General features: G+C 68.7%; 20 protein-coding genes. 9 read left to right on the forward strand and 11 right to left on the reverse strand.

The genetic code is table 11. From position 1 onward, the window contains the following. Positions 1–51 precede the first annotated feature (51 nt). Positions 52–1,317 carry an MFS transporter gene (locus tag IG65_RS0100795; RefSeq protein ID WP_051755084.1) on the reverse strand — a complete coding sequence of 422 codons (1,266 nt, stop codon included), beginning with the start codon at positions 1,315–1,317 and terminating at the stop codon, positions 52–54. Beyond that, positions 1,317–1,976 carry a GntR family transcriptional regulator gene (locus tag IG65_RS0100800; RefSeq protein ID WP_030512836.1) on the reverse strand — a complete coding sequence of 220 codons (660 nt, stop codon included), beginning with the start codon at positions 1,974–1,976 and terminating at the stop codon, positions 1,317–1,319. The genes IG65_RS0100795 and IG65_RS0100800 overlap by 1 nt, the downstream gene beginning before the upstream one ends. Positions 1,977–2,259: 283 nt before the next feature. Between IG65_RS0100800 and IG65_RS0100805 the strand changes: the two genes are divergently transcribed. From IG65_RS0100805 to IG65_RS35640, 3 genes are all read left to right on the forward strand, one after another. After that, positions 2,260–3,267 (forward strand): diiron oxygenase, encoded by a 1,008-nt coding sequence (locus IG65_RS0100805; RefSeq protein WP_030512837.1) that lies wholly within the window; start codon positions 2,260–2,262, stop codon positions 3,265–3,267. Positions 3,268–3,281: 14 nt separating this feature from the next. Beyond that, complete coding sequence (locus tag IG65_RS0100810; protein WP_030512838.1) at positions 3,282–4,865, forward strand: FAD-dependent oxidoreductase; 1,584 nt, start codon at positions 3,282–3,284, stop codon at positions 4,863–4,865. A gap of 420 nt (positions 4,866–5,285) precedes the next feature. After that, positions 5,286–7,559, forward strand: a complete 2,274-nt coding sequence (locus tag IG65_RS35640; RefSeq protein WP_051755085.1) for an Hsp70 family protein — start codon at positions 5,286–5,288, stop codon at positions 7,557–7,559. Between the two features lie 6 nt (positions 7,560–7,565). Here IG65_RS35640 and IG65_RS0100825 read toward each other — a convergent pair whose 3' ends face one another. Beyond that, entirely contained in the window at positions 7,566–8,006 is a 441-nt protein-coding gene (locus IG65_RS0100825) for a VOC family protein (RefSeq protein ID WP_051755087.1), read from the reverse strand. Between the two features lie 89 nt (positions 8,007–8,095). On the opposite strand from IG65_RS0100825, the gene IG65_RS0100830 reads away from it, so the two are divergent. Beyond that, positions 8,096–9,028: a YafY family protein gene (locus IG65_RS0100830; RefSeq protein WP_030512841.1), complete on the forward strand. Its 933-nt coding sequence runs from the start codon at positions 8,096–8,098 to the stop codon at positions 9,026–9,028. 6 nt (positions 9,029–9,034) lie between these two features. Here IG65_RS0100830 and IG65_RS0100835 read toward each other — a convergent pair whose 3' ends face one another. Further along, complete coding sequence (locus IG65_RS0100835) at positions 9,035–9,808, reverse strand: SDR family NAD(P)-dependent oxidoreductase (RefSeq protein WP_030512842.1); 774 nt, start codon at positions 9,806–9,808, stop codon at positions 9,035–9,037. A 193-nt stretch (positions 9,809–10,001) separates the two neighbouring features. On the opposite strand from IG65_RS0100835, the gene IG65_RS0100840 reads away from it, so the two are divergent. Continuing rightward, positions 10,002–10,790 carry an HAD family hydrolase gene (locus IG65_RS0100840; RefSeq protein WP_030512843.1) on the forward strand — a complete coding sequence of 263 codons (789 nt, stop codon included), beginning with the start codon at positions 10,002–10,004 and terminating at the stop codon, positions 10,788–10,790. Positions 10,791–10,870: 80 nt separating this feature from the next. On the opposite strand, the gene IG65_RS0100845 is transcribed toward IG65_RS0100840, so the two are convergent. From IG65_RS0100845 to IG65_RS0100870, 7 genes are all read right to left on the reverse strand, one after another. Continuing rightward, the gene (locus tag IG65_RS0100845; RefSeq protein ID WP_051755181.1) at positions 10,871–11,647 is read right to left on the reverse strand and encodes a sirohydrochlorin chelatase; all 777 of its coding nucleotides are present in this window, start codon (positions 11,645–11,647) and stop codon (positions 10,871–10,873) included. A gap of 19 nt (positions 11,648–11,666) precedes the next feature. Beyond that, positions 11,667–12,956 (reverse strand): sulfate adenylyltransferase subunit 1, encoded by a 1,290-nt coding sequence (locus tag IG65_RS0100850; RefSeq protein WP_030512845.1) that lies wholly within the window; start codon positions 12,954–12,956, stop codon positions 11,667–11,669. After that, entirely contained in the window at positions 12,956–13,888 is a 933-nt protein-coding gene (gene cysD / locus IG65_RS0100855; RefSeq protein WP_104364755.1) for a sulfate adenylyltransferase subunit CysD, read from the reverse strand. The genes IG65_RS0100850 and cysD overlap by 1 nt, the downstream gene beginning before the upstream one ends. Next, entirely contained in the window at positions 13,867–14,583 is a 717-nt protein-coding gene (locus IG65_RS0100860; protein WP_030512847.1) for a phosphoadenylyl-sulfate reductase, read from the reverse strand. Before IG65_RS0100860 ends, cysD begins: the two co-directional genes overlap by 22 nt. Before the next feature lie 13 nt (positions 14,584–14,596). Further along, on the reverse strand, positions 14,597–16,375 hold the full coding sequence (locus tag IG65_RS0100865) for a nitrite/sulfite reductase (protein ID WP_030512848.1): 1,779 nt from the start codon (positions 16,373–16,375) through the stop codon (positions 14,597–14,599). Between the two features lie 133 nt (positions 16,376–16,508). Beyond that, complete coding sequence (locus tag IG65_RS39720; protein ID WP_368854180.1) at positions 16,509–16,601, reverse strand: Ms4527A family Cys-rich leader peptide; 93 nt, start codon at positions 16,599–16,601, stop codon at positions 16,509–16,511. Positions 16,602–16,774: 173 nt separating this feature from the next. Then, positions 16,775–17,770, reverse strand: a complete 996-nt coding sequence (locus tag IG65_RS0100870; protein ID WP_036522845.1) for a zinc-binding dehydrogenase — start codon at positions 17,768–17,770, stop codon at positions 16,775–16,777. A 54-nt stretch (positions 17,771–17,824) separates the two neighbouring features. On the opposite strand from IG65_RS0100870, the gene IG65_RS0100875 reads away from it, so the two are divergent. The 4 genes from IG65_RS0100875 to hrcA all read left to right on the forward strand — a co-directional run bounded on the left by IG65_RS0100875 (position 17,825) and on the right by hrcA (position 21,469). Next, positions 17,825–18,631, forward strand: coding sequence for a helix-turn-helix domain-containing protein (locus IG65_RS0100875; RefSeq protein ID WP_030512850.1), 807 nt, complete (start codon positions 17,825–17,827; stop codon positions 18,629–18,631). Between the two features lie 45 nt (positions 18,632–18,676). Next, entirely contained in the window at positions 18,677–19,879 is a 1,203-nt protein-coding gene (gene hemW, locus IG65_RS0100880; protein WP_030512851.1) for a radical SAM family heme chaperone HemW, read from the forward strand. Between the two features lie 114 nt (positions 19,880–19,993). Further along, entirely contained in the window at positions 19,994–20,203 is a 210-nt protein-coding gene (locus IG65_RS0100885) for a hypothetical protein (protein ID WP_030512852.1), read from the forward strand. 234 nt (positions 20,204–20,437) lie between these two features. Further along, positions 20,438–21,469: a heat-inducible transcriptional repressor HrcA gene (hrcA, locus tag IG65_RS0100890; protein WP_030512853.1), complete on the forward strand. Its 1,032-nt coding sequence runs from the start codon at positions 20,438–20,440 to the stop codon at positions 21,467–21,469. Positions 21,470–21,476: the final 7 nt, after the last annotated feature.

Below are 21,476 nucleotides of genomic sequence, written 5' to 3' on the forward strand. Positions count from 1 at the left end.
GGCGTGCCGCCACAGGTGCCGCCGGGCCGACAACGCCCTTCCCGACTCGGCTTATCGGCTGATTCGTCGCTCGACGGCGCTCGGGCTCTCCGGATCGCGATAGTTGTTGAGTACCACCGCGAGACATCCGAGGGCGATGACCGCGCCGGCCGCGAACATCACCGGATAGCCGATGCGCAAGGCGTTGTGCAGCAGCGACAGCAGTGCCGGTGAACCGAATCCGAGGTAGCTCACCGAATAGAACACCGCGGTCAGCCCGGCCAGATCGTCCGGCCGGGCGATCCGCTCGATCTCCTGCAGTCCCGCCACCATCCCGATGCCGAATCCGAAGCCGAGCACGGCCGCGGTCGCGACGACGGCCCACAGCTGTAGCGATGCGGCCGCGTAGACGGATGCGGCCATGCCTGCCGTGGTGAGGATCAGCGACAGTGCCGCGATCCGCGCGGTACCCGGCAGGTCGATCCGCCGCGCCACCGACTGGATGGCGAAACCGCATCCGAGCGTGATCACCGTGATCAGCGCGGAGAAGGCGATCGGGGTTCCGGCGATGCGGTCGGCGGCCAGCGTCGGCAGGATCGCGTAGGCGGTCGCGGCGGAGGTGAACAGCCACAGCGCCAGCGGCAGTGCGATGCGGCGGAAACGCCGGTGGCCGGCCGCCGGAATCCGCAGATCCTCACGCAGTGGCTTGCGAATCGGTTGCGGTGCCACTGTTTCCGGTGCGCGCTGCACCCAGACGGCCGCGATCAGGCACAGCGCCACATTGATGAGATAGGCCAGAGTCGCGGGCCACGGCGCCCACTGCGCCAGCACCCCGGCGACGCCGGCTCCGATGGCGAAACCGCCGGTGAGGCTCATCGCCGAGCGGCGAGCGCCGGTGCCGGGAGCCGACACGGGCCCCAGCGGCGGCTGCGACAGCTCCTTCAACCAACTGCTGCCCACGGCCATCGCCAGCCCGAGACCGACTCCGCACAGCACGCGGCCGATCGACAACATCGGCACCACGCCGGAACCGAAGGCCAGCAGCGTCGATCCGACCGCGGTGATCAGCGGTGCGGGCCGCATCAGCCGCTGCCTGCCGTAGCGATCCGACAGCGGCCCGCCGATCAGCAGTGCCGGCACGATGCCCAGGACGTATTCGAACAGCAACAGATCGACCGTGGTGACCGGCAGGCCGTCGTTCTTGTACATCACCAGCAGCGGGGTGAATTCGTTTCCGCCCCAGGCGATCGCGAAGACCGCCGCGGCCACGCCCCACCACACGCGCGGCGTGGTGGCGACCCGTGCCGGGCGGATGTCGACGGCGGTCGGCGCGGTCATCACAGTCCTCTCAGTTCGAGCTGGTGCACACCCGAAAGGTGTTCGGCCAGTGCGGTATCGAAGCCCGCGGTATCGCCGGCGGCGATCAGATCGGTCAGCTGCGCATGCTGTTCCACGATGCGGGCGGTATTCATCGGCGCGCGGTGCAGGGCGACGCTGTTCATCCGCCGCTGGCGTTCGCGCAGCGAGTCGTAGAACCCGGTGAGCAGCGGGTTGCCCGCAGCGACCACATAGCCGCGATGGAAGTCGGTGTCCTCGGTGGCGAAGTGTGACAGCGCCCGGCCGTCGGAGGCGGCGAGGTTCGCGACGAGTTCGCGCTGGCGGGTCAGCGATTCGCGCAGGGCGTCGATCAGCGCCGGCCGGTCGTCGGCGGTGAGGGCGCGCACCGCCGCGGTCTCCACGACATAGCGGGCATGTGCGACGTGTTCGGCCTCGTGTGAGGGAATAGGTACCACCAGCGCGCCGCGTTTGGGATACAGCCGCATCCAGCCCTCGGTCTCCAACCGCAGGAACGCCTCCCGGACCGGAGTGCGCGAGGTGCCCAGATCGGTCGCGATCTCACCCTCGCTGATCAGCTCTCCGCCGGGCAGTGCCCCGGTCAGGATGCGCTCCTTGATCTCCCGATAGGCGCGCTCCGCGGCGGAATACGTCTTAGACACAAGTTGTAGCTTAGCGGGAACATGGGATGAATTGCCATGTGGGTGCCGACACGTACGACCCGCCTGGAGCGTGGGTGGTGACGGCCTTCCCTTCGATGTGACGCCCCGCACAGTACTTCCCGGTAATGCTGTTTCGGTCGCCGCTGAGCTGGGAATTCGGCGGACTATCGGCGAGGTTGCGCGATGGTGCCCGGCACGGCCGGTCGCCGGTGTTGACCTCCGCCGCTATAGGTGTAACTATGGGAAACAGTTACCCATGCGAGATGGAGAGGCTGTGACGACGATGTCGGTTGCCGCGACGCCGGAAGTAGACCCTGTGGTCGCCGAGGCCATGGAATACGCCCAGAAGCTGCTCCTGCTGTCCGAGGGTTCGGTCAACAAGCACTTCGATCCGTTCACCGACATCGATTGGGACAACCCCGACTTCGCCGCGACCGCCGGCGAGAAGCGGTGGATCCTTCCGGAATCCGCCGACCCGCTGGGGCGTCACCCCTGGTACAAGGCGCTGTCGGACGAGCAGAAGATCGCCCTCGGCAAGTACCGCCAGGCCAATGTCGCCAAGGTCGGCCTGCAGTTCGAGTCGATCCTGATCAGTGGCATGGTCACGCACAACTTCAGTCTGCCCAACGGCTCGCCCGAATTCCGGTACTGCTCCCACGAGATGATCGAGGAGCACAACCACACCCTGATGTTCCAGGAGATGGTCAACCGGATCGGGATCGATGTGCCGGGGATGGGCCCGCTGGTCCGTAAGCTCCGCTACATCGCCGCGCCGGTCGCCGCCCGGTTCCCGAATCTGTTCTTCATGGCGGTGCTCGCCGGTGAGGAGCCGATCGACCACATCCAGAAGCAGATCCTGCGCTCCGGCGAGGAAGTGCATCCGATCATGCGCGGCGTCATGGCGATTCACGTCGCCGAGGAGGCGCGCCACATCTCCTTCGCGCACGAATTCCTGAAGAAGCATGTGCCCGAGTCGAATCCGGCCGCGAAGTTCGTGCTGTCGCTGGCCATGCCGATCGTGATGTGGATCCTCGGCCGGTCCATCGCGACCCCGCCGAAGTCCTTCTTCAAGGAATTCGACATCCCGGAGGACGTGCGCAAGGAACTGTTCTACGGCTCCGCCGAGGCGCAGCAGACCTTCGCCGACTACTTCATCGACGTGCGGGCCCTGGCCAAGGAGCTGGGCCTGATGAACCCGATCTCGAAGAACGTCTGGAAGCTGCTGAAGATCGACGGCCCGGCCAGCCGGTACCGCTCCGAGCCGCAGCGCGCCAAGACCAAAGCCGCCTGAAGGGTAGCCATACAGTGCCGTATGTAGTCACCCAGCCGTGCTGCAGCGACGCCTCGTGCGTCTACGCATGCCCGGTCAACTGCATCCATCCCACGCCCGACGAACCGGATTTTCTGACGGCGGAGATGCTGTACGTCGACCCCGCGGCATGCGTGGACTGCGGCGCCTGTGCCACGGCCTGTCCGGTGGACGCCATCACCTCCTCGAAGAAGCTCACCGCGGAGCAGAAGCCGTTCATCGAGATCAACGCCGATTTCTATCGCCAGGCGCGGCCGCGTCCACTGCTGGCCAAGCCGGTGCCGGCCGCCGAGGTGGACACCGATCGCGGCCCGATGCGCGTCGCGATCGTGGGTTCGGGTCCCTCGGCGATGTACGCCGCCGACGAGCTGCTCACCCAGCCCGAGGTGACGGTGACGGTCTTCGACCGGTTGCCGGTGCCCTACGGCCTGGCCCGCCACGGCGTCGCGCCCGACCACACCCGGACCCGGCAGGTGAGCCGGTTGTTCGATGTGATCTCCGCGCAGCCCGGATTCGGGTCGTACCTGAATGTGGCGGTGGGTGCGGACATCTCGCACGCCGAACTGCTGGACCATTTCGATGCGGTGATCTACGCCGTGGGCGCCTCCTCCGACCGCAAGCTCGGTATCCCCGGCGAGGGTCTGCCCGGCAGCCTGTCCGCGACCGAGTTCGTGGCGTGGTACAACGGCCATCCCGACTTCGCGCAGCGCAGTTTCGATCTGTCGCAGCGGCGCGCGGTGATCGTCGGCAACGGCAATGTCGCGCTCGACGTGGCCCGGATTCTCACCATGGATCCTGAACTGCTCGATGCCACCGAGGTGTCGCCGGCGGCGCTGGCGGCACTGCGGCACAGCAAGATCGAGGAAGTGGTGATCGTGGGCCGCCGCGGTCCCGCCGAATCCGCCTTCACCGTACCCGAATTCGTGGGCCTGCTCGGATCCGATCTCGACATCGTCGTGGAAGGTGATGTGCCGGAACCGACTCCGGATATGCCGCAGAAGGTCGAGCAGAAACTGAAGCTGCTGCGCAGCGTGGCCGACCGTCCGGTGGGCGCGCGCAAACGCATCGTCTTCCGTTATCTCTCCTCGCCGGTGGCGCTGGTCGGCACCGACCGGGTGACCGGAATCGAGCTGGTGCGCAACGAACTCGTGACCGACGAGGCCGGTATCACCCGCGCTGTCGCGACGGACGAAACCGAAACCCTGGATGCCGCACTGGTTCTGGCTTCGGTGGGGTACCGCGGCGTGGCCGTGCCGGGGGTGCCGTTCGACGAGCGCGCCGGCGTCATCCCGAACGCCGACGGCCGGGTGCTCGAATCCGCCGGCGGCGCGGTGGTTCCGGGCACCTATGTGACCGGCTGGATCAAGCGTGGTCCGACGGGCTTCATCGGCACCAACAAGTCCTGCGCGCAGCAGACGGTGCGACAGCTGGTCGACGACTTCAACGCCGGGCGTCTGCGCCGGCCCACCGCCGACGCCACCGATTTCGATCGGCTGGTCCAGCGCCGCCGCCCCGATGCGGTGCGCGGCGGCGCCACGGCCCAGCCGTGGTGGAAGCGAAAGCTGCTCGCTCGCGCCTGAGCCGGATCTTTCGACCGAATGCCCCGATCCGCCCGGATCGGGGCATTCGTCGTTTCGGCAACCATCCAGTCATTCGGAACGGCCGCACGGATTTCGGTCTCGTGAATGTCATTGCCGCAATTCCACAGAAAACCGGTCGGTATTCCGCGCGATCAACTGTGAAATGGCCAGTTTTGCCAGCTATTCTCGTGCGGTAGCCGAATTCGGCCTTTCGAACTTGCGGAAGATCGCGGCCTATCAGGTGTTTTGCTCGATCGAGCGGTGGATGTGAAAGCTTTTCCGCCCATTCGGTTTCCGTGATCGAGACCGACCAGCTAACCTGTGTTCGCTATTTGGTAAACGACCGCGACCACATGGTTGAACCACCTGGGGCCGTGGTCTCGGTGCGTTGACGGGATGGCAATGACGGTTGGCTTCGGCATGAGCATCGGCACAGTGAATTCCGTGTGGGCGGCAACTGCCGGTGATCGCGGCCGGCCGGCGGTCCGCGTGCGTCGCACCGCGGTCACCTTCGACCGCTTCGGCGATGTCCGAGTCGGGGGAGTGCCTCGATTCGCGCCGGTGGTCACGGATTTCGCCGATCTCACCCGCCCGCGCGAGCCGGTGTCGCTGGGCGGCCGGATCCGGTCCTCGGCCGACCTGGTCGCCTCGGTCGCCACCTGCCTGATCGAGGGCAGCGATCCCGAGGCCGGGCCGGTCCTCACCTATCCCGCCTGTTACACCGACCGGCAGATCGCATCGCTGCAGTACGCGCTGCACCGCTGCGGCGCCTTCGACGTGATTCTGATGCCCGAACCGGTGGCCGCCGTGGAATGGCTGGACGACGAATACGGTGTTTCCGCAAGCTGTTCCACACTCGTCTACGATCTGGGCGCCAACAACCTGGACGTCGCGGTGGTCCGGACCGAGCCCGAATGGAATCAGCGCGGAGTGCTCGGCTCGGCCCTGCGATCCGATGCCTTCGGCGGCCGGCCGCTGGGCGCCGTCCTGGCGCGCTACGCACGGACGCTGGCTCCGGACGTGCCGGCACCGGTGTCGACGGTGGTGCCGGCCGAGGACACCCGCCGCTTGCGCGCCTGGCATGTCCGCAATTCCCTTCGGGTGGTGCGCGATTGCCTGCAACGTGCGCGGGTGACCATCGACGACATCGATCGCGTGCTATTGATCGGTGGCGCCGCGCGACCGGTCGAGGTGGCGGAGGTGCTGGCCGAGTTGGGTCCTCCGGTGATCGTCCCGCCGGATCCGGCGCATACGGTCGCGACCGGAGCCGCCATCGCCTCGGCTCGATTCGCCACGAGCAACAGCAACGCCGGGCGATACGCCCGGGGCGCCGCGGTCGTATCCTCCGCCGCGGTCGTGTCCGCTCTCGCGATGTCGGCGGCGACCATGATCGGCGGTGGCCCGCTCGGTACCGACGGCCCGATCATGGAATTCGCCCCCGCGCTGGCCGGCCCGGCGGATGCGTTGCGCGAACAGATCGGCGACCTGCCGCAGACACCCGGCTTCGGTGTCGGATTCGCTGCGCTGGCGGCCCGCGCCGACAGCCTGATGGGCACCTCGCTGTCCGGAATGCGCGGCTATGCCGGTGCGGCGCACGACTTTTCGCACGCCATGACCGATCGGGTCGAGAACGCGCTGCGCGACTACGGCGCCGTCACGCCCTGTGTGCCGCCCCGCGCCCGGACCTACTCCGATCCGGCACGCTTCACCAACCCCATGCCGTTCGTGAACTCGGGCGCGGCGGCGCTCCTGGCCGCCGGCGCCGCGGCCCGCAACCTGCCCGGCACGGGACACCCCGGGCAGCCGGGATCCGGTGATCAGGGCACCCCGCCCGACGGCGGTTCCACACCCGGGGACTCGTCGAAGCCCGGAAATCCGGCGCCGAAACCGGACGGTTCGAGTACACCCGCATCCGGCACGAACCCCGCACCCGCCGACAAGACGACCGCGACTCCCGGTGCGTCGTCCGGGAATTCGCATACCGGCGATGCCGCGTCCACTCCGCGGCCCGGGCACTCGGGCGGCACCGCGGGCAGCGGTGACGGCTCGGGTACCACGTCTGCCGAGTCGAATTCGGCCGGTGCGACCGGCGGGTCGAGTGCATCCTCCCAGGGCTCGGACTCCGACAGCGCCGATACGCACGGCTCGCACGCCGACGACTCCGCGAACTCCAGTGGTACGAACTCGGATCCGGCGAAACCGGGGGCGGCGAACTCGGGCCCGGCGCACTCCGGCGACGCCACGAACTCCGACACCGGACCCGATGCCGGTGGTACGACGAATTCGGGCGACGGTTCCCACTCGGGCGACTCCGCGAATTCGAACGGCACTGCCGATTCGAACGGCACTGCGAACGCCGGGGACAACGCGAAGCCCGGCACCTCCGCCCCCGCCGGTGGCGGCACCGATTCCGCGCCGGCCGGTGGTGCCCGATCCGCCCCCGGCACAACGTCTTCCGATACCGCTCCGGGTGCCGGAACCGCCCGTACTCCCGGCCTCGGGGGCAGCACGGCCACACCTCCCGGCGGCGCTACCCGCCCCGGCGGGACGAACCCCGCACCGGTCGCCCCCGCCCACCCCGGCGCCGTCGCGCCGAGCCACCCCGGCCTCGGCGCCACCCCCGGTGGCGGCTTCCACGGAGGTGGCCTGGGCGGCGGCTTCCACAGCGGTGGTTTCGGCGGTTTCGGGCACTGACCGGGTTCACCGACAGGGCTCGGCCCCGATATCGCGCCGAACCGGCGATGACGAGTCCCGACGGCTGTCCAGGACGTCGAGGTAGTGCTGGTTGGACATGATGCCGAGCAGATTGCCGAAGGGGTCGACCACCGAGGCGGTGACGAAGCCCGGACCGCGTTCGGTGACGGGTTGGTGTTCGGCGGCACCGAGTTCGCGGAGCCGTTGCAGTGCGGCGTCGAGATCGTCGACGTGCCAGTACAGCAGTGCGCCGCCGGGTTCGTGGGCGGGGTCCGGGCAGTAGCGGCGATCGATGATGCCGAGTTCGTGCCGGTAGTCGCCGATCCGGAACTCGATATAACCCGGAACCTCGAAATACGGTGTGGTATCCAGCAATTCGCTGTACCAGCGCTTGGCGGCCGCCAGGTCGTCGGCGTAGTAGGACACGGTCGTCATTCCGCGCAGCATCGGTCTCTCCTCGGTCGTTGCGGTCTTCGATACGATCCTCACGGTCAAAGTGCTCACCGAATGAGCACTTTGTACGGCAGAATTGCCGTATGCGCGCCGACCGTCTGATTGCCACGCTGCTCCTCATGCAGGCGAGGGGCCGGGTGACCGCCGCCGAGCTCGCCGGGGAACTCGAGGTGTCCGTGGCGACCGCGCGCCGCGACCTCGAGGCGCTGTCGTCGGCAGGCGTTCCCGTCTACCCGCAGCCCGGCCGGGGCGGGGGCTGGGCGCTGATCGGTGGTGCCCGGACCGACCTCAGCGGAATGACGGCCGACGAGGCGCGGGGGCTGTTCCTGCTGCTCGGCCCGGCGGCCTCGGGCTCGCCCGCGACCCGCTCGGCGCTGCGAAAGTTGTTGCGAGCCTTGCCGGAGACGTTCCGCGAACAAGCCCTGGCCGCCTCGGCGGCGACGCTGATCGATCCGGTCGGCTGGGGCCGGCGGCCGCGATCCGAACCGGCGGAGGTCGAGTTGCTGCAACAGGCCGTCGCCCGGCGACGGACGGTCCGCTTCCGCTACGGCCCGGCCGGTCGTGAGCGAGCCGTCGATCCGTGGGGCGTCGTCGACAAGGACGCCGTGTGGTATCTCATCGCCGGGACCGACCGGGGGCGCCGGACCTATCGCGTCGACCGGATGAGCGAGGTGACCGCCGAGGACGGCGTCGCCGACGTCCCGGCGGATTTCGATCTGGCGCAGGCGTGGTCGGAGATCGTCGAACAGATGGAACATCGGCGCGGCGAGGTATCGGCGATCGTGCACGCCGATCCCGAGATCGTGCCGGTCCTGCGCGATCGGCTGGGCCGGCACTGCGCCGAGGACGGCCCGGTCGACGGCGGCCGGGTGCGGCTGCGGATCAGCGCTCATCTGCCGCGCGCGATCGCCGAACAGCTCGCCGGATTCGGGGGACGCCTCGAAGTCGTTGCCCCCGAATCGATTCGGCGTGAGCTGGCCGCGCTGGCAGCCGAGCTCACCGCCATCTACCGTTGATCCGCGTTACCGAGCGGTGAAACCGCCGTCGACCGCGACCGCCGCGCCGGTGACGAAGCTCGCCTCGTCGGAGAGGAGGTAGGCGCACAGCGAGGCGATTTCCTCCGCGCGGGCGATTCGGCCGAGCGGATGCAGCGCCGCGATCGCCGCCTCGCCTTCGGGTGTCGCGCCCATCGACGCGCGAAACGCCGGGGTATCCACCGCGCCCGACACCAGCGCGTTGACCCGCACACCCGCGGCGGCCGTCTCCAGCGCGACCGCGCGGGTCAGGCCGACCACGCCGTGTTTGGCCGCGACGTAGGGGGCGACCGAGCCCATACCGACCACGCCGAGGTTGGAGGCGTTGTTGAGGATCGCCCCGCCGCCGGACTCCAGCAGCGCCGGCACCTGCGACCGCAGGCCGAAGTACACGCCGGTGAGGTTGAGGTCCAGATCTGCGCGCCAACCGGCTTCGTCGATGTCCTGCACCGGGCCGAAGGAGTTGACCGCGCCGGCGTTGTTGAAGGCCGCGTCCAGCCGGCCGAATTCGTCGATCGCGGCGTGGGTGAGCCGATCCACGTCCTCGGCCACGGTGACGTCGGTCGGGACGAAGAGGGCCCGGCCGCCCTGGCCGCGGATATCCGCGGCGATCCGGTCCCCGGCCTCCTTGCCCCGGGCGCCCAGCACCACCGCGGCGCCCTCCGCCGCCACTCGCCGGGCCACGGCCGCGCCGACCCCGCTGCTGGCGCCGGTGATCAGTACGACCTTCGATTCGAAGCGGTGGTGCACTGTCGTGTCCATCTCTGCTGCCCTCTCCATATCCGTTGTCTGCCACGCGATCTCGTGACAGATGCCAGTCAAGTCGCGCGAAACCGGCAAAGCTGGCGGGATTCGGACCTGTAGTTGATGTGTCATCTAGTCGTCGGAGTGGCATACCGCCGGGTAACGGCGGCGGGGCTGTAAGCGCAGATGCACGATCGGTGACAATGACCGGGTGAACAGTCCTCGACTGATTGCCCTGGATGTGGACGGGACCATCCTGCAGGCGGGCGCGCCGATGAGCCCGCGGGTGCGTGCGGCGGTGCGTGCCGCGGTCGACGCGGGCGCCCATGTGGTGATCACGACCGGCCGCACCCTGCTCGCCACCCGGCTCGTGATGGAGGAGCTGGGACTCGAGGAGGGCCAGGCGCTGTGCTCGAACGGCGCTGTGCACGTGGACATTTCGAACTGGGAACCACTGGCGGTCCATACCTTCGATCCGGAACCCGCGGTCGCGACACTGCGTTCACTGCTGCCCGATATGGTGCTGTCGGTGGAGAAGGTGGGGGTGGGGACCTGGGCCACCGGCTACTACCCCGGCAGCTTCCGGCTCGGCGAATTCCGCTTCGTCGACGATGCCGAACTGAGCCTCGAGCCCACCACGCGGCTGAACGGCTGGTGGCCCGGCGGCAGCCTCGACGAAATGATCGACGCCGTCGGCGAACTCGACCTCCCCGGCGCCGGCTGGGTGCACGGCGAGGACGAACCGTGGCTGGTGGCCTCCAAACAGGGGGTGTCCAAAGGCTGGGCGCTGGAACAACTTCGCCTGGCCCTCGACATCCCGCTCGAGCAGACCCTGGCCATCGGCGACGGCTACAACGATATCGACATGCTCACCTGGGCAGGGCATTCCGTCGCCATGGGCAACGCCGTGCCCCCGGTCCACGAGCTCGCCGACGAAACGACCGCCGATATCAGTGAGGACGGGGCGGCCCTGGTGCTGGAGCGCTGGTTCGCGGGATGAACCGCGAAGCCGGCACGACCCACGTGGGTCCGGGCCGGGCGGGACCAGGGTGACCGAGACTGCCGGAAGGGCAGGCGGAATCAGGCCGTGAGATCGAGGGACATCCGGTCGACGGCCCGATAACGCTCGAGCGCGACCTCGGTGAGGAACCGGTGCGGCCCGATCGCAGGGGCGTGCACGAGGCCGGGTTCGGCGACGGCGAGACGATCGATGAGCAACCCCGGGGCCAGGAACCACGGGGCGACCATCACCCGGCGGGCTCCCCGGCTGCGCAGATCCGAGACCGCTCGGCTCAGCGACGGCTGTGTGGTCGCGAAGCAGATCGCGGACCGCCAGCGGGTGCCGTGCGTGAGCGCCACCGCGACCTCGGCCGTGATCCGGTTGGCGGCCGCGGACGAGGATCCGACGGCTGCGACCGCGATACCCAGCTCGGCATCGTCGCGGTCGGCGCCCGCGTGCAGCGCTCGGTCCCGCAGCGCCGCCACCAGTCGTTCGTCGGTCCCGAGCACATCGGCCTGCGTGATCCGCAGCAGTGGATGCCGGCGGCGGGCAGCCGCGAGCATGCCGGGCAGATCCACCCGGGCGTGAAACGCGCTGCCCAGCAGCAACGGGACGACAACGGCCACGGTATGTCCCTGTGCCGCAACGGCATCGATGACCTGTTCCACCGAAGGCGTGTTCAGGTCCAGGAATGCCAGCCGCACGTCGACATCCGGACGTTGTCCGGCGATCTCGGCGACCACGGCCGACATCGTCGCGGCGGATCGCGGATCACGGCTGCCGTGTGCCACCGCGATCAATGCCGGGGCGCGGCCGGTGGTGACACCGGCGAGCGACCGCTCGCCGTTCACGAACATCCCACCGGCCGAACCCATCTCAGCTGCCGACCTCGACCGAGGTCAGTACGTCGCCCACCAGGCCCGCGGCCAGCGTGTTACCGCCCGCCGGGTCGATGAGCAGGAAGCTGCCCGTGTACCGGTTGACCCGATAGTCGTCGGCCGCGATCGGCTCCGCGACGCGCACGGAGATGCGGCCGATATCGTTGAGCGCCAACGACTCCGGATTCGGATCGGCGGCCAGGTTCTGTTCGTCGAACCGCTCGATCAGCGCGCCGACGATGGCCTGCGTGGTCCGGGTGCCGTGCTTGAGCAGCAGGCGGGCGCCGGGCCGCAGCGGCTTGTCGCCGAGCCAGCAGACGGTGGCGTCGAACGCATCGATCGGTTCGGGAGCATCGGCGGCCGCGACGATGGTGTCGCCGCGGGAGATGTCGACATCATCGGTGAGCAGCAGGGTCACACTGCGTCCGGGCTGGGCGGAGGGCAGTTCGCCGTCGGCGGTGTCGATGCGCTCGACCGTGGTCCGGATGCCGGAGGGCAGCACCACGACCTCGTCACCCTTCGACACCACGCCCGCGGCGACCTGTCCGGCATACCCGCGGTAGTCCGGGTACTCCGCGGTCCGCGGGCGGATCACGTACTGGACCGGGAAGCGCAGGCCCACCTGATGGCGGCCGGTGCTGTCGGCATCGACCGGCACCGACTCCAGATGCTCGATCAGGGATGGGCCGTCGTAGAACGGGGTGTTCTCCGAGCGCGACGCGATGTTGTCACCGTGCAGCGCCGAGACCGGGATCTCGACGATGTCCTCGGGGGCCCAGCCGAGTTTGCTCGTGAGCTCGGTGAACTCGGCCACGATCTGCGCGAAGACCGCTTCCGAGTCGTCGACCAGATCGATCTTGTTCACCGCCAGCACCAGCTTCGGCACACCCAGCAGCGCCATCACGGCGGCGTGGCGCCGGGTCTGCTCGATGACGCCCTTGCGGGCATCGACCAGCAGGATCACCAACTGTGCCGTCGACGCGCCCGAGACGGTGTTGCGGGTGTACTGCACATGGCCCGGGGTGTCGGCGAGCACGAAGGACCGCTTCGGCGTCGCGAAGTACCGGTAGGCCACATCGATGGTGATGCCCTGTTCGCGTTCGGCGCGCAGCCCGTCGACCAGCAGCGAGAGATCGGGGGTGGCCAGGCCCTTGTCGACCGAGGCCCGGGTGACGGCGTCGATCTGGTCGGCCAGTACCGATTTCGTGTCGTAGAGCAGGCGTCCGACCAGTGTGGACTTGCCGTCGTCGACACTGCCGGCGGTGGCCAGTCTCAGTAGGTCGGACATCAGAAGTAACCCTCTCGCTTGCGGTCTTCCATGGCGGCCTCGGAGACGCGGTCGTCGCCGCGGGTCGCGCCACGTTCGGTGAGTCGCGACGCGGCGACCTCGGCGAGGATGTCGTCGTTGGTCGCGGCATCGGAAAGTATTGCGCCGGTGGTGGATCCGTCACCGACGGTGCGGTAACGCACCGACTTGACGACCAGCTCCTCGTCCTCGCGCGGACCACCCCAGGAGCCCGGGGTCATCCACATGCCGTCGCGCTGGTACACGGGCCGCTCGTGCGCGTAGTAGATGGTCGCGAGTTCGACGTTCTCGCGCGCGATGTAGCGCCAGATGTCGAGTTCGGTCCAGTTGCTCAGCGGGAACACCCGCACGTGCTCACCGGGCGCATGCCGGCCGTTGTACAGGTTCCACAGTTCCGGGCGCTGCCGCTTCGGGTCCCAGCGGCCGAAGGCGTCTCGCAGCGAGAAGATCCGCTCCTTGGCCCGCGACCGCTCCTCGTCGCGCCGCCCGCCGCCGAAGACCGCGTCGAAGCGGTTCTCGGTGATGGCGTCCAGCAGCGGCACGGTCTGCAGCGGGTTGCGGATACCGTCGGGCCGCTCGGTGAGCCGGCCGTCGGCCAGATACTCCTCGACGCTGGCGACGTGCAGCCGCAGCCCGTACTTCTCGACCACGTGGTCGCGGAAGGCCAGCACCTCGTCGAGGTTGTGGCCGGTGTCCACGTGCAGCAGCGAGAACGGCAGCGGCGCGGGCCAGAAGGCCTTGAGCGCCAGGTGCAGCAGGACCGTGGAGTCCTTCCCGCCGGAGAACAGGATCACCGGACGCTCGAATTCGCCTGCCACCTCACGGAAAATGTGGATGGCTTCGCTCTCGAGGGCGGCAAGGGTATCGAATTGTGTCTCGGTCACCGTTGAAGTCATGAGGCGTGCAACCCGCATTCGGTCTTGGCGAGGCCGGCCCAGCGGCCGCTTCGCGGATCGGATCCCGGTTCCGGCTTCCGCGTGCACGGAGCGCAACCGATGGACGGATATCCCTCCTCGACAAGGGGATTGACGAGAATGCCGTGCTGGTCGATATACGCGGCCATCTCGTCGTCGGACCAGGCGGCGATCGGATTGATCTTCACCAGGCCGAAGCCCTCGTCGAAGGAGATCAGGGGGGCGTTGGCCCGGGTGGGGGCCTCCACGCGCCGGATGCCGGTCACCCACGCGTTGTAGGGGGCCAGCGAATTCTGCAGCGGCACCACCTTGCGCAGCCGGCAGCATTCACCCGCATCGCGCGCGAACAGATCCTTGCCCAGCAGCTGATCCTGTTCGGCGACAGTGTGTTCGGGCCGCACGTTGAGGATGTTCACGCCGTAGACGGTTTCGACCGCGTCCCGGGTGCCGATGGTTTCGGCGAAGTGGTAGCCGGTGTCGAGGAACAGCACCTCGACGCCGGGCCGCACCTGCGCGGCCAGTTGCACCAGCACCGCATCCTGCATATTCGAGGCGACGATGTAGCTCGAACCGAAGGTGTCCTCGGTCCACTGCAGCAGCTCGGTGGCCGAGGCGTCCGGACCCAGCTGCGCCGCGCCGTCCTCGGCGATCCTGCGCAGCTCGGCTTCGCTCAGCTTTTCCAAAGTGGTTGCCATACTGAATCTCCCGTTACCGAAGGTCGGCCTCGTCGGCGCGGACAGCCCATTGCGCGAACCGCTCACCGTCGTTGCGGTTCTTGACGAAATTGCGGACGACACGCTCGATGTAGTCGCCGAGCTCCTCGCTGGTCACCTTGTGCTGGCGCAGCTTGCGGCCGAAGCCGCTGTCGAGCCCGAGGCTGCCACCGAGGTGAACCTGATAGCCCTCCACCTGATTCCCGTCGCCGTCGTCGACGAGCTGGCCCTTGAAACCGATATCGGCGATCTGCGAACGGCCGCAGGAGTTGGGGCAGCCGTTGATGTTGATCGTGACCGGCACGTCGAGCTGGGCGTTGATATCGGCCAGGCGCTGGTCGAGTTCGGGCGCCAGGACCTGCGAACGCTTGCGCGTCTCCACGAACGAGAGCTTGCAGAACTCGATACCACTGCAGGCCAGCAGGTTTCGCCGCCAGGCCGACGGCCGGGCCTGCAGGCCCAGCGGTTCCAGTTCGGCGATCAGTTCCTCGACCTTGTCGTCGGGGACGTCGAGCACGACGACCTTCTGATACGGGGTGAACCGGATCCGGTCCGCACCGACCCGTTCGACGGCGTCGGCGACCTGCGTCAGAATCGTGCCCGAGACACGGCCGGCGATCGGGGAGAAGCCGATCGCGTTGAGGCCGTTGCGCAGCCGCTGCACGCCCACGTGGTCGATGGGCCGGGCCGGCTTCTCGGGCGCCGGGCCGTCGATGAGCTTGCGCTGCAGGTACTTCTCCTCGAGAACTTCTCTGAATTTCTCGATGCCCCAGTCCTTGATGAGGAACTTCAACCGCGCCTTGGTCCGCAGCCGGCGGTAACCGTAGTCACGGAACAGCGAGACGACGGCTTCCCACACATCCGGCACCTCCTCCAGCGGCACCCACGCACCGACTCGCTGCGCGAGCATCGGGTTGGTGGACAGGCCGCCGCCGACCCACAGGTCGAAACCGGGGCCGTGCTCGGGATGTTCGACGCCGACGAATGCGACGTCGTTGATCTCGTGGACCACATCCTGCTGACCGGAGATCGCCGTCTTGAACTTGCGGGGAAGGTTCGAGTACTCCTTCTTGCCGATGTAGCGCCGGGTGATCTCCTCGACCGCCCAGCTGCCGTCGACGACCTCGTCCAGCGACTCACCGGCCAGAGGGGAACCGAGGACCACGCGCGGGCAGTCGCCGCAGGCCTCGGTGGTCTGCAATCCGACCGCCTCGATGCGCCGCCAGATCTCCGGGACGTTCTCGATCTCGATCCAGTGGTACTGCAGGTTCTCGCGGTCGGACAGATCGGCGGTGTCCCGGGCGAACTCGGTGGAGATCTGGCCGAGGGTGCGCACCTGCTCGACGTTGAGCGCGCCGCCGTCGCAGCGGATGCGCATCATGAAGTACTTGGCCTCGAGCAGGTCGATGTTCTCGTCACCGGTCCAGGTGCCGTCGTAGCCCTGCTCACGCTGGGTGTAGAGGCCCCACCAGCGGAAGCGGCCGCGCAGATCGCTCTTGTCGATCGAGTCGAATCCGCCCTTGGCGTAGATGTTCTCGATGCGCGCACGGACGTTGAGCGGATTGTCGTCCTTCTTGCTCTGCTCGTTCGCGTTCAGCGGTTCCCGGTAACCGAGGGCCCACTGGCCCTCGGACTTGCGGCGGACCGGCTTGCCGGTGCGTTCGCGCGGGCCGGAAGCCTCCGGGCGGGGCCGGGCACGACGCTCACGGGCGAGGCGTTCACGATCCGCGCGAACGGACTCGGGGCTGGGACCGGCGTCGGTACTCGACGTCATAGGGTCGCTCCTGAAGAAGATGGATCAGGCCTTGCGGCAGGCGGGAGGGGCTGGCTCGCGCCTTCGGAGTTCAGCGAATCGGACCGATGGGGCATCGCGACGGATGCCGGGAACCGGGAGAGGGGAGGCCGAGCTACCGGAGGCGATCCGGCAGACAACTGGCGCTGCAGACGCGCTTGAAGTCGACATGGCGGCGCGCCACGAGTCGTACTCCAAGTCCGGTCATGGAAGTTATTGTGCCATGTCAGGTGGGTCTTTCCGACCGGTGGGTCATATTCTCCGCAAAAAAGCGGGAAATTCCCTGGACGGCCGTCCCAATTTGTGAGATGCGTCATAGATCAAGCGGATTCGCCGATCGCGACGGCGCAGGGCCGTCCCACGGGGGCACCGAGGGGTCGGCTACGGCACGATGACGAGCTTTCCGGTCGCCTCGTCGTTCTGCATCCGGCGGTGGGCCGCGACCACGTCGTCCAGTGTGAAAACGCGGTCGACATTCGGACGCAAGGCACCCGTTTCGACGGCGTCGACGAGGCGCTGCAGCACCGTCGTGCTGCCCGCGCACTCGTCGCTGTGGAAAGCGGTGAGTCCGGTTCCGGGCGGGATCATCGCGATCGGCTCGAAATCCGGAATCAGCCATCCGCTGAGCGAACCGGCCACGCATACCGTGCCGCCGCGGCGAACCAGGCGAAGCGAGTCCACCGCCGTCCGCGCGCCGACCAGATCCAGGACGTGGTCGGGACCCTCGGGCCAGATCGCGTGAACGCTCTCGGCCAGGGAGCCGCCGTCGTCGGCCAGGACGTGATCGACGCCGGCGGCGATGAGCGCGTCCACCTTCGCGGGCTGCCGGGTCGTGGCCGCGGTCTCGATACCCTCGGCGGCCGCGATGGCGATCGCCGCCATGCCCACCGACGAGGTCCCGCCCCGAATCAGCAGCCGCGCCGCGCGCTGCCGCACCCCGGACAGGACGCCCGAGGCCGCCAGCGCGCCGTGCGCGGTCAGATACGTCTCGGGCACCGCGGCCAGCACGTGCCAGGGCAGGGTGGTGCGGACCGGCATCAGTAGTGCGTTCGGCAGCAGCGCGAATTCCGCGTACCCGCCGTCGAATTCGCGTCCCATCCCGCCCATCACCGCCGCGACAGTCGTGCCCTCCGGCAGGCCGGGATCGGTCGATGCCGCCACTTCGCCCACGCACTCGATACCGAGCACGCGCGGGAATCTCACCGCCGGGGAATGACCCTGCCGGGTCCGCAACTCTGAACGGTTCACCCCCGCCCCGCGCACCCGGACCAGGCTCCATCCCGCCCGGACCCGCGGAATCGGCAGCTCCCTGATCTCCAGGACCTCCGGCCCACCCGCTCGCACACAGACCGCCGCACGCATCGTCGTCTCACCCATGCGTTCACTGTCGTGGGCGACCGCGGCGGCCGACCACCGATAGAATGCCGATTCATGCCCGTTCGCCGCCAACCTGCTGAGGCGGGTCCGACGTCGCGGCTGTGGCCGTCCGGGGGCGTTCACCAGTGGGCTTCGGGAGCGTCGAGTTCGGTCCACTCCCATGCGCGCGGGCATCTGGTGTACGCCGCCCGCGGGGTGCTCTCGGTGCACACCGAACGCGGGACGTCGATCGTGCCGGCCAACCGAATCGGCTGGACCCCAGCCGGATTCACGCACCAGCACCGCGCCCACGGGCGAACCGACATGCGGATCGTCTTTCTCCCGGCGGCCCCGGCCCGGCTGCTACCGGACCGCCCCGCGGTATTCGGGGCCACCGATCTGGCCCGCGAGGTGTTCCTCAGCCTCACCGGGCCCCGCGACCACGACCGCGGTGCGCGCGCCCGGCTGCATCGCGTGCTCGTCGACGAACTGCGGGAAGCGCACGAGCAGCCGCTGCAACTGCCGCAGCCCCGCGACGACCGGTTGCGGGCCCTCGCGCGGATTCTGTACGACGACCCCGGCGACCACACCGCGCTGGCCGAACTCGGGCGCAGGGTCGGCGCGGGAGCGCGAACGCTGAGCCGGCTGTTCCACGACGAGCTCGGCATGACCTTTTACGAGTGGCGCACCCAGTTGCGCATCTCGCACGCGCTCGTCCTGCTCGCCGAGGGGCACGACGCGACGTATGTCGCGCACGCCTGCGGGTGGGCGAATCCGAGCGGCTTCATCGCGGCGTTCGCCGACATCGTCGGCACCACTCCCGGAAAATACGCCCGTTCGCACCGAACTCGCGGGCTACCGGCGCCGGAAGCGATCGACTAGCCGGTGTGCCGCCGGTCACTGCGCCGCACCGGGCACACTGGTGGGGTGACCGCGCCCGCTCCCGAACACACCACCGCCGCGCCGACGCTGCGCGATTTCGGCGGCGGGCCGTTCGGGATCTACGTGCACGTCCCGTTCTGCGCGACGCGCTGCGGCTACTGCGATTTCAACACGTATACGGCGGGCGAGTTGGGTTCCTCCGCCTCGCCGGAGTCGTGGCTCGACGCCCTGCGTGGCGAATTGGCCACCGCGGCAGCGGCTTTCGCGGAACTGCCGAGCGCGCAACCGCCGGTGTCGACGGTCTTCGTCGGCGGCGGCACCCCGTCGCTGCTGGGCGGCGACGGCCTGGCCGATGTCCTCGACGCCATCCGTGCCGAGTTCTCCCTCGCCGCCGATGCGGAGGTGACCACGGAATCGAATCCGGAGTCCACCTCCCCGCAGTTCTTCGAGCGCATCCGAACCGCCGGCTACACCCGCGTCTCCCTCGGCATGCAATCGGCCGCAAGCCACGTTCTGCGCATTCTCGACCGCACCCACACCCCCGGACGTGCCGTAGCGGCTGCCCGCGAGGCCCGGGCAGCCGGTTTCGACCACGTCAACCTCGACCTCATCTACGGCACGCCCGGTGAATCCGACGCCGACCTCGACGCCAGCCTGGACGCGGTCCTCTCCGCCGGTGTCGACCACGTCTCCGCCTACTCCCTGATCGTCGAGGACGGCACCGCCATGGCTCGCAAGGTCCGCCGCGGCGAACTCCCCGCCCCCGACGAAGACACCCTCGCCGCCCGCTACGAACGCATCGACGCCCGCCTCACCGCGGCGGGATTCGGCTGGTACGAGGTATCCAATTGGGCCACAACATCTTCCGCGCGCTGCCGGCACAACCTCGGCTACTGGGACGGCGGCGACTGGCTCGGCGCCGGTCCCGGCGCGCACAGCCACCTCGGCGGCGTGCGCTGGTGGAACGTGAAGCATCCGGGCCGCTACGCCGAGCGCGTCGCAGCCCGGGACGGACTGCCCGCCGCCGGATGGGAGGCGCTGACCAACGCGGAGCAGTACACCGAGCGCGTGATGCTCGGCGTACGCCTCCGCTCCGGACTCCCGGTCGGGGAATTGGATGCCGACGGCCGCGCGGCATGTGAGCGTGTGGTGGCCGACGGATTGGCCCGGGTGGACGGTGATCGGTTGGTGTTGACCGACCGTGGGCGTCTGCTCGCCGATGGAGTAGTTCGCGAGCTGCTGGGCTGACCGGCTGTCGGTCGGTAGCGGCCCGGTGAATCGGTCTATTTCGCCCCGAATTCGGCGCTGCGGCCCGGGCGGGAGTCCGGACAGCGTAGGGTTCGAGACAACTTGAGGAGATCCATGTCACAGGCACGCCACATCACACTTGTCCACGAGCAGAGCGAGTTCGCCGAAACGCGTGCCGCAGAGAAGGCCGAGGCCGCACGGCGCGGCGCGCTCGCCGCGCGGGCGGTGGCCAGTCATTCGACCGGAGTCGACGACTGCCAGTCGCTGCTGACGATGCTCGGATTGGATGCGGCGGCAGGCAAACTCGTCGCCGAATCGGACTGAGTTCGCGCCGCGGGCGCAAGACGGACGTCTTCGCCCGCGCCTTCCGTGGCTCCACCTCCGTTCCGCTGCGCGACCGGGTCCCCGGCGCCGGCCCGGCATCACTGTGCGACCTCACACGCGGGAACTCGTGAGCACAGGAACTAAACTGGTGTCGGATCAACCGGGAATCCGCGTGGTCGATGCTGCCCGTGTGCGGCCGCGTGGACCCCGAAGGCGAACGAGGAGGTGGGGCCGATGTCGAGCACCGAGGAGCGGCGGCTGGAGGTCCTGCGCGCGATCGTCGCGGACTACATCGCGACCAAGGAGCCGATCGGGTCGAAAACGCTGGTGGACAAGCACAATCTGGGCGTCTCCAGCGCAACCGTGCGCAATGACATGGCGGTCCTCGAGGCCGAGGGGTACATCACTCAGCCGCACACGAGCTCCGGTCGCATCCCGACCGACAAGGGCTATCGCCAGTTCGTGGACAACATCTCCGAGGTCAAGCCGCTGTCCAATGCCGAGCGCCGCGCGATCATGGAATTCCTGGAAAGCGGCGTCGATCTCGACGACGTCCTGCGCCGCGGGGTGCGGCTGCTGGCGCAGCTGACCCGTCAGGTCGCGATGGTGCAGTACCCGACGGTCTCGGCGTCGACCGTGCGTCACCTGGAGGTCGTGGCGCTCAATCCGGCCCGGCTGCTGCTGGTCGTGATCACCGATACCGGGCGGGTCGATCAGCGGCTCGTCGATCTGGGTGCGGTGATCGACGAGGAGGATCTCGCCGCACTGCGCGGCATGCTCGGCAAGGCGATGGACGGTAAGCGTCTGTCCGCTGCCTCGAGCGCCGTCGCGGCGTTGCCGGAGAACGCCCCCGCCCGGCTGCGCGACGTCTTGGTCCGGGTGTCGACCGTTCTGGTCGAAACCCTGGTGGAGCATCCGGAGGAGCGGCTGGTGCTGGGCGGCACGGCCAACCTGACCCGCAATGCCGGCGATTTCGGCTTCCCGGGTTCGCTGCGTGCCGTGCTCGAGGCGCTCGAGGAGCAGGTGGTGGTGTTGAAACTCCTGGCCGCCGCGCAGCAGCCCGGCACGGTGACGGTGCAGATCGGCGAGGAGACCCGCGTCGAGCAGATGCGCGGCACCTCGGTGGTATCCACCGGGTACGGTATGCCGGGTACCGTGCTGGGAGGTATGGGAGTGGTCGGCCCGACCCGGATGGACTACCCCGGCACGATCGCCTCGGTCGCCGCGGTCGCCCGTTATATCGGTGAGGTGCTCGCGGAACGATGAGCCCGCC

The organism is Nocardia sp. NRRL WC-3656 (genome assembly GCF_000720265.1).
Classification (GTDB): Bacteria; Actinomycetota; Actinomycetes; order Mycobacteriales; family Mycobacteriaceae; genus Nocardia; species Nocardia nova.

Bases quoted from the DNA above. Each gene is read 5' to 3' on its own strand.
- IG65_RS0100795 (WP_051755084.1), bottom strand. From the start codon at position 1,317: ATGACCGCGCCGACCGCCGTCGACATCCGCCCGGCACGGGTCGCCACC.
- IG65_RS0100805 (WP_030512837.1), top strand. From the start codon at position 2,260: ATGTCGGTTGCCGCGACGCCGGAAGTAGACCCTGTGGTCGCCGAGGCC.
- IG65_RS35640 (WP_051755085.1), top strand. From the start codon at position 5,286: ATGAGCATCGGCACAGTGAATTCCGTGTGGGCGGCAACTGCCGGTGAT.
- IG65_RS0100825 (WP_051755087.1), bottom strand. From the start codon at position 8,006: ATGCTGCGCGGAATGACGACCGTGTCCTACTACGCCGACGACCTGGCG.
- IG65_RS0100830 (WP_030512841.1), top strand. From the start codon at position 8,096: ATGCGCGCCGACCGTCTGATTGCCACGCTGCTCCTCATGCAGGCGAGG.
- IG65_RS0100835 (WP_030512842.1), bottom strand. From the start codon at position 9,808: ATGGACACGACAGTGCACCACCGCTTCGAATCGAAGGTCGTACTGATC.
- IG65_RS0100845 (WP_051755181.1), bottom strand. From the start codon at position 11,647: ATGTTCGTGAACGGCGAGCGGTCGCTCGCCGGTGTCACCACCGGCCGC.
- IG65_RS0100850 (WP_030512845.1), bottom strand. From the start codon at position 12,956: ATGTCCGACCTACTGAGACTGGCCACCGCCGGCAGTGTCGACGACGGC.
- cysD (WP_104364755.1), bottom strand. From the start codon at position 13,888: ATGCGGGTTGCACGCCTCATGACTTCAACGGTGACCGAGACACAATTC.
- IG65_RS0100860 (WP_030512847.1), bottom strand. From the start codon at position 14,583: ATGGCAACCACTTTGGAAAAGCTGAGCGAAGCCGAGCTGCGCAGGATC.
- IG65_RS0100865 (WP_030512848.1), bottom strand. From the start codon at position 16,375: ATGACGTCGAGTACCGACGCCGGTCCCAGCCCCGAGTCCGTTCGCGCG.
- IG65_RS39720 (WP_368854180.1), bottom strand. From the start codon at position 16,601: ATGACCGGACTTGGAGTACGACTCGTGGCGCGCCGCCATGTCGACTTC.
- IG65_RS0100870 (WP_036522845.1), bottom strand. From the start codon at position 17,770: ATGGGTGAGACGACGATGCGTGCGGCGGTCTGTGTGCGAGCGGGTGGG.
- IG65_RS0100875 (WP_030512850.1), top strand. From the start codon at position 17,825: ATGCCCGTTCGCCGCCAACCTGCTGAGGCGGGTCCGACGTCGCGGCTG.
- IG65_RS0100885 (WP_030512852.1), top strand. From the start codon at position 19,994: ATGTCACAGGCACGCCACATCACACTTGTCCACGAGCAGAGCGAGTTC.
- hrcA (WP_030512853.1), top strand. From the start codon at position 20,438: ATGTCGAGCACCGAGGAGCGGCGGCTGGAGGTCCTGCGCGCGATCGTC.